This window comes from Paraburkholderia sp. GAS38 (assembly GCF_050434965.1).
GTDB lineage: Bacteria > Pseudomonadota > Gammaproteobacteria > Burkholderiales > Burkholderiaceae > Paraburkholderia > Paraburkholderia phenazinium_A.
Map to the genome: position 1 here is coordinate 948,718 of NZ_JBNDJO010000001.1, position 7,718 is coordinate 956,435.

At 56.5% G+C, this 7,718-nt stretch carries 4 protein-coding genes; 2 read left to right on the forward strand and 2 right to left on the reverse strand.

Annotation, left to right across the window (positions count from 1 at the left end; translation table 11 throughout):
- Positions 1 to 71: 71 nt before the first annotated feature.
- Complete coding sequence (locus P3T42_RS04085) at positions 72 to 1,091, reverse strand: sugar ABC transporter substrate-binding protein (RefSeq protein WP_429305235.1); 1,020 nt, start codon at positions 1,089 to 1,091, stop codon at positions 72 to 74.
- Between the two features lie 362 nt (positions 1,092 to 1,453).
- Here P3T42_RS04085 and P3T42_RS04090 point away from each other — a divergent pair, with 362 nt between their 5' ends.
- Together P3T42_RS04090 and P3T42_RS04095 are read left to right on the forward strand one after the other, a co-directional pair.
- Positions 1,454 to 2,977, forward strand: coding sequence for an extracellular solute-binding protein (locus P3T42_RS04090; protein WP_171991751.1), 1,524 nt, complete (start codon positions 1,454 to 1,456; stop codon positions 2,975 to 2,977).
- Between the two features lie 379 nt (positions 2,978 to 3,356).
- Positions 3,357 to 5,231, forward strand: a complete 1,875-nt coding sequence (locus P3T42_RS04095; RefSeq protein WP_429305236.1) for a DUF3857 domain-containing transglutaminase family protein — start codon at positions 3,357 to 3,359, stop codon at positions 5,229 to 5,231.
- 302 nt (positions 5,232 to 5,533) lie between these two features.
- On the opposite strand, the gene P3T42_RS04100 is transcribed toward P3T42_RS04095, so the two are convergent.
- The coding region (locus P3T42_RS04100) for a hypothetical protein (RefSeq protein ID WP_429305237.1) at positions 5,534 to 7,718 on the reverse strand (2,185 nt) is incomplete at its 5' end.

A 7,718-nucleotide genomic window follows, 5' to 3' on the forward strand; every position in this document is an offset into this window, starting at 1 on the left:
CTCTGATGGGTAATGTCTGGGATAGTGCTACGCAAGCTCACGTGAATTCCTGCGCGACGGCGGGGCCGGCTTCAGCGGTACTGTCCGGCGTACTTTTCGACGAGCGCAACGTTGTCCCGCGTCACAAAGCCCGGTCCGGTGTCCACTCCGTTCGGGCCGAAGCGCGGCGTGAGGCCATAAGTCCTGATACGCTGCTGAAACTGCTGATTGCCTTGCAGCGCCGCGATGGCCTTGTGAATATCAGACGTTTTGTCCTGTTTCATGAGCGCCAGCAGTGCGACCGGGATGTAGCCCTGCAAGTAGGGCTGCTGATCGATGGCGAACGCTACCGTACCGGCCTCGATGCCTTTGCTGATCTCCGGTGTGAGGTCGAAGGTGGCGAAGAATATCTTGCCCGTCAGGCCGAGTTTGGCGACCGCCCTCAGCGCAGGGACGGCCGAGGTCGGGCCCAGCGCCAACACGGCCTGCGTGTTCGGGTGCGCGTGCAGCGCTGCAAAGACCTTGTTTTCTACCTGGATGGGGTCGTTGCCGGAATCGAGCGTGGACTTCTTGAAATCGGCACCGATGGCTTCGGCGAAACCGCGGCAGCGGTCAAAAGAAGACGGGTTGGTCACGTTGTTATTCACGCACAGGAAGCTCTTGACCCCGGCGGCTTTGGCGCGTTCGCCGGCCTCCTTGCCTGCCACATACTCCGGCTGGCCGACGTGCAGCAGCGCGCCCAGTTCCTTGCTCTGCTGCGCGGTGCCGGAGTTGTAGGTGATGACGGGGATACCCTTTGCCACGATGGTCTTGACAGGGGCACGCACGACATCCATGTCGGCGATCGTGGTGGCCACGCCGTCATAGTTGCGGGCAGCGGCCTGTTGGAGCAGATGAACCATATCGGCGAGGTCGCCATTCGGCGGGTTGCGATAGTCGACCGAGACGGCGAAGTCTGTTTGCGCATCGGCGATGCCGTTCTTCACGACGTTCCAGAACGGATCGGCATCGGGCGCGTGGGATACGACGACAAACCGGACTCCCTGTGCGACAGCGCTTAAGCTGAATACGACTGTCGCCAAGACGGCGATGAGGCGTGCCACTCCTTTCATGCTTGTCTCCTGTGTCGACCGGCGCTGGCGCTTTGGCGCTGACTCCAGTCCCATTCAAGATGGTTGCCATCTGATTATGTAGTCGGCCCGTCTGCAAACGGGTCCGTGCCTGCATCCTATGACAAGGCTCTCCGGGTGGATGCGAAAGAAATGTCCATTCTGGTTATTTTCATTGTTATCATATATTTACAACGAAAATTCCCTGCCCGGAGGAGACCCACATGCTTGCGTACGACCGGCTCGCGGCCATCGCGGCAATCGACAAGGTGGCGGACATACTGCGCACCGAACTCGGTGGCGAAGCGCAGGCCATCTGGCCAGTCCTCGCGCCCCTCTTGCAGAATCATCTGCGCGACCGGCCCATGACGATCACCTCGCTTGCCGATCTGTCCGGGTTGCCGCGCACCAGCGCGCGTCGCATTGTGTTTGCGCTGAAGGCAAAAGGCTTGCTTGAGTTTCGCGGCGTATTGGGTTCCGGCAATCGGGCTGTCGTCGTCCCGACTGCAGCGTTGCTCGATCGCCTGGACAGAATCACCGAACAGACGGTGAAGATGATTGTGGGCGCAAGTCGCGACGACTCGGTTGACCGCTTCGATGCCGGGAGATTTGCCGGGGATTCGGGTATTCCGTGGCCACGTCCGGCAACAGACGGCTTCAACGATTCCGTCGAGTTGACGCTTGTCGCTTATGAAGATCCGGTGTTCGACATCCTCAAACGCAACCGGTCCGACATCGAACGATTCCTCGGGCATCGCATGCGTATCATGGCCTTTCCTCAGGACACCTACCGTACTGCGCTCGACAAGGTGCTCACGGACCCTTCGCCGGTCGAAGCCACGGCACCGCTGCTCGCGGCGATTCCATTCCCGTGGCTCGCAGAACGGTGCGAAAACGGGCGCTTGCTTGAGCTGCAAACCTTGCAGGCCGAAAGCAGCTTCTCGGGCTCGGACTTTTATGATGCGGTGTGGCAGGCCGGTTGGTCTGAAGGACGGTTGTACGCCATCCCGCTGCAGCCCACCGTCGACTTTCTCTGGTACCGGCAAGATCTGTTCGAGGCTGAAGGGCTCGCTCCCCCTCGGAGCTTCGACGATGTGCTGCGTTGCGCAGCCCGACTGCAACGGCCGAGTCAGGACCGCGCAGGTATCGCGTGGAATGCAGCACCCGGTTTGCCGCTCGCAGAATCGTTCCTGCAGATTCTCGGCGCGCAGGGAGGCGTCGATTTCGACGATGGAGTTCTGCAGGTCGAGAGCGAAGCAGGCAGGCAGGTCATCGAGTACCTTCGCGCGCTGGTTCCATGGTCGCCTGCCCCGCTTCGCAGCTTGCACTGGACGCGCAATGCGCAGATCTTCGGCTCGGGAAAGGCTGCGATGTGCTACCACTGGTCGAATCGCTACGGCATGCTCGACAGTCATGCACTGTGGCAAAAGGGGGGGCGCGTTGGGCTTCAATTGCACCCGACGTTCTCGAGCGACGTGGTGCCGTTATCGCCGCTTGGCGGCGCCTTGCTGACGATACCGTCGAGGAATGGCGAAGCGGCTGCCCGCCGGGCATGGCGGGCGATCGAGACCTTGACGTCGCCCGAACTCATGAAGTATTTCGTGCTTCACGGTGCGGCTGGCAGCGCCCGTCATTCTGTCGCTGAGGATTACTATGTACTACAACGCAACCGTGTTATTGAGGTTATCGATCAGTTGGCCAAGAAACGCCAGGTCAGAGCGTCTCCGTTTCCGGTGGTGTCCGGGTATCACGGCCTGACCCAACTCCTCAGCGATCATCTCGAACCTCTGTTGTTCGATGGCGCTCAGGACGTTCGCAAGCGGATTGGCAGGCTTCAGAGCGCCTTGGCGCGGGCGCGGCACCCGGCGCGTGGGCGAGGAGCGCGATGAAGTTTGGCCGCGAGGGTTGCGGTCGCGCGGAAAGCGATGTGGGGTCGCTATGCTGTCGATGCCTGGGTGTTTGGCCCTATAGCCGCCGGATAAGGCGTTCTCCATGAGATCAATGGCTGGCTCTGATACCGCACCAGCAACGCCGTCGAATAATTGATCCGCTCGATTCCACCAGAATTTCCTTTCAGATCAAGTTCATGGGATCGGACCTGCGCATAGGGCACCTCCATGGCGCCTCGGCACCTCGCGAGGGTGATGCCCCATTTGGCGACAGCCAGCCACAAACAGTCATTGAGTTGTCGGCCTGAGTTCGGCGACAATCCTTCGCGAGCACGTTAGGCGGACACACAGAATCCCCAACTCATTCGACATGGCGTCCATGAAAACTCAGCTTCTTTGTCTCGCGCCTCAGATCGCCCGGGTAGCGTCATTGGGCGTGGTACTAGCCTATACACTCCCCGCGCACTCGGCGGACACACCAGATTACCGATATACCCAATATGAACGCGTAGTCACAGTTGACGACTCGGGCCGGGCAGTCAGACGCGTAACGCTTAGCCTCGTGTTATCGAGCGACGCAGCACTCCAGCGGTTTTCCCAGTATGCCGTGTCCTATGACGCGGATCTGCAAACGCTGACGATCGACAAAGCGCAAACGGTGCACGCCAACGGCGAAAACGTGGCGGCCAACCTGAAAGACGCTGTATTCGATCAGCCTACCCCGACTACTGCCGTCGCCCCGATGTTCAGTTCAGAACATCTACGTCTCGTTGTGTTTCCCGCCGTCAGGCGAGGCGATACCGTTCAACTCAGTTACACGCTGACTGATCGCGAGACGATGCTACCCGGCAAGTTCGACGAGATTGCGTATTTCCCGCCAACGCAGGAGTACGACAACGTGCAGGAAACCCTCGATACGCCCATCGGCATGCCAGCACGGATTGATGCAAAGGGCATGCAATCCGTCAGCGATACCGTGCAGGGTACGCGACATGTCCAGGTTTATCGTTACCGCACGCCCGCAAGTGGACCGACGCATGAGCAAGCCGACGCCGTATCCCCGCTCGATACCGGCCCGTACTTCGTCGCAACGAATTTCACCGACTATGCACAACTGGGGCAGGCCTACGAGCAACGTGCTCGCCCGCAAATGCGAGCGTCCGAGCCCATCCGGAAGCTTGCTGAGCAGATCACGCAAAACGTAACGGACAGGCGGCAGCAGGCCATGCTCATTTACGACTGGGTCAGTCGGAACATCCGCTACCTGGCCGTCTGGGTTGGCTCGGGGCCGGTGGTTCCGCATAGCGCTGACCAGGTGCTGAGCAACGGCTATGGCGATTGTAAGGACCATGATGCGCTGTTTATCGCCTTGCTCAGTGCGAAGGGCATACGCGCAGACAGCATACTCGTCAACCTGGGCAACAGCTATCGCTTACCGTCGGTCCCGGCGGTGGCGGGATTCAATCACGCCATCACCTGGCTGCCAGAATTTGGCGTGTTCGCCGACACGACAAGCGGCTTCTCCCCCTTCGGGACACTGACGTTCGCTAGCAGCGATAAGCCCGCGCTCGACACGGTGACGGGACAAATACTGCACACGCCCCCGCAAAACGAGGCGAACAGCATGTCGTCGAGCGATTACACAATTCAGATCGGCAACACCGGCAATGCCGACATCCACGGCACGTTCGTGATGAACGGACAGGCCGCGTTTACGCCTCGACTCGCACTGTCACGATACAAGGCCGATCGGATCGGCTATGAGCTACTCGAGAAAATCGGTCTCACGGGGTCGCTGCGCGTCGCCGCGCTCAGCAGCGACGAAATCGATCAACCGCTCAGACTCGATCTGATCGGGACCGTCAATAACATGGCGCTCATGCCGGGCCCGGCGGCGCTAGCCATTCCGGTGATGCCCGGGTACAGCTCGATCAAGGCGTTCGCGGATTACGTGCTGGCGCAGGCCGGCCGACCCCTCGATGGTCCCTGCGTGGGAACGGCGGTGCACGAACACTACAAGGTCACGTTGCCGGCAGGTGCGCAGATCATCGCGATTCCACCCGAGGTCGACAGCAGGAACGAGGAGATTGTTTACACGGCCAGCTATCGTCAGAATGGCCAGAGCGTCGAGATAGACCGGAATCTCCAGCGCAATTTCCGGACTAACGTCTGCAGCGGAGCCATGCTCAAACAATGGTATGCAACCGCGCTTGAGATTTCGACCGACCTGAAACGACAAATTCTTTACCGCTAAAAGAGAGTAACCAGCATACCTTTCTGCGCGCTTAACGGTCGTCGATTCGATGTGTAGTTAAGCCACGAATGTCCGCTTCGTAGAATGTTGAGTGTCCCTTCGGGGTCGAGTACGGAAGTTCAGCGTCGGACCGGGTTCGGCCAGTAGCGGTCTTCACCGCCCCCTTGGCTCGTCCGTTTAGACGTCAGGTTTAGTCCAACTTGCGGACTGCCACCTATCGACCGGTACAGTCGGTTTGTACTATCGCGCGTTACCTCAAACGTCTAAAGCGACACCGATGTTACAAAGCGACTAGTACTATCCTATTGAATAAGCCATGCCTCGATGGCGCGGAGCGCGTTACCCGAACTGTTTTGCTCATAACGCAAAGCTAGCTCTACGTCGGCAACCAGCAAGTGACGATTTGCCCAGTTCCCATCCTCAAACACGTCCATATGGACGAAATAGTCCACTCCGTGTTCGTCTTGGGCGAAAACATAGTTAGTATTATTTTTAGTTCCGTTCTTTAGCTTTGCAAATACAAAACTACCATCCTCGAATTTTTCTCGATTCGACGGCGGAGTCGCGACGCTACCTTGCATGGCCTGCAGAGAGCCGTCCGATTTCGGTGCTCGACCGCACGCAGCAAGCAAATTGCTAATTTCGACATCGGTGGTTCCGGCATTACCAAGCAACGGCTTTTCTCTGAGATATGATTCGAGGAAAGAGAGTATCGCGCTCAGATCCTCCGCCTTAAAGGCTTGAAAGTTGAACCCGCGGCCGTGGTAGTAGACTAGCTCACTACCGAGCTTCTTCACTTCGGGGAGAATCCACTTGGCGAATCCCTCGCCAACGATAACCTTCATCAGGAGCCGCGAGGCTTTCGACAATAACTGTCCAAGTCGCGCGTCATCGCACGCATGGCGCCGACATTCCGAGTCCGCAAGACGCCTGTACGCCGCCGCTCGACCTATGCTCCAGCTAGGAAGTTCACGGATTCGATTTTGCCAATCTACCGTCTGTGCGAACACTTCATCAAATCGTGACGCTATGTTTTCTGCTTGTAAGTAACTCGCCCAAATCCTGTTGGCGTAGTAGTTCTGCGAGCGGATCGGCTCTCCCCAGCCTGCATCAATCAACTGCCTACTGACCGATCCAACCTCCACCCAATTTTGTTGCGAGATTCGAATTTGCATCAGTCCAAAAAGAGGAGATGGATCTTCGGAATCGATCGCCGATGCACGTTGAAAATGCGTTATCGCGGAGGCCGCATCGTCAAGCTCTGAAGTTATCCAGCCGTAAAGGCGGTGCAAGAAGGAGGAAGTCGCCTCGGACGTTAGTTGCTGGCGAAGTCGGCCCTCAAGTGTTACCAAGGCGGATCGATTTTCGTTCTTAATCGCCGATTTTATTTGTTTATGCATTGCGATTTGCTCGGCAGAGGCATACTCAGGAATATACCCAATATCCACGGGCGAAACGTTGCGCTCTAGCTGCAATCTTATCGCTTCATCTTTAGATGACTTACTTTTTGCCAGCCACAGCACGGTTTTGGATCGAATCCCAAGATTTCTGGGATAAATTCTCAAAAGATCTCGAATTGAACTCCCCAGTGTATATTTCTCACCTGATTCAACTGGAATTCTGGATATTAGGGACATTTTTGAGAGCCCGGCAACGGCCTCAGAGACATCATCCGCATTCGATTCAAGTGCCCCGCAAAGCTGAATTCGGTTTGGATCCTCCAAGACGAAAATTACCTCGAGAATGTCGTTCTGCAGCTGAGAGAGAGTATCGAGAAGATTCTTGAAAGAAAAAGAGATAACCTCCTGTTCTGTTCGTTGCAGTGCCTCGTGCACATCCGCGCCTGAAATGTAAAGTTCAATCGCAAGTCGAATGGCTAACGGATTGAATTTGCAGCCGATTGCAATTTCCGAAATTAAATCTGAGTCAACTGATTGAACGCCCTTACTTTGCAGGTAGGCACGTGCAAGCGCCGTCGCACCTTGTTTGTCCAAGTCCTCAAGCGGAATATTTTTTGCACTTTCAACAGATATTCGACTCGTTACGATCACCTTCCACGTAGAAGGCAGGCTTTCATAAAAATCATTGAACGCCAACGGGTGATCACGAAGAATCGTTTCAAGATTGTCTAGGCAAAGCAAAATTCTCTTGCCTTGAAGAAAATCTTTCGCCTCTTCAAAATTGTGGAACTCTTGTCCGAATATATCGCCCGCTTCGGCACACAAGATTTCTTCTAACTCAACAAGACTCGATGGTGCATCCAAAAGCTCAATGCCCGTCGATGTCAATCGTTCTTGTTTCAATGATGCCCACAATAAGCCATCGACATATTTGGTTGCATCTGATGATAGACAAAGATCCGAGGCTACCTCAAGCATGAGGCTCGTCTTGCCCATTCCATTACACACAAGTCGGCGTGAGCGGCTTGTAAACTTTCGCGACTTGCCGTTTACTCTTGCTTTTTGCACGACGCGCGAATGGCACAGG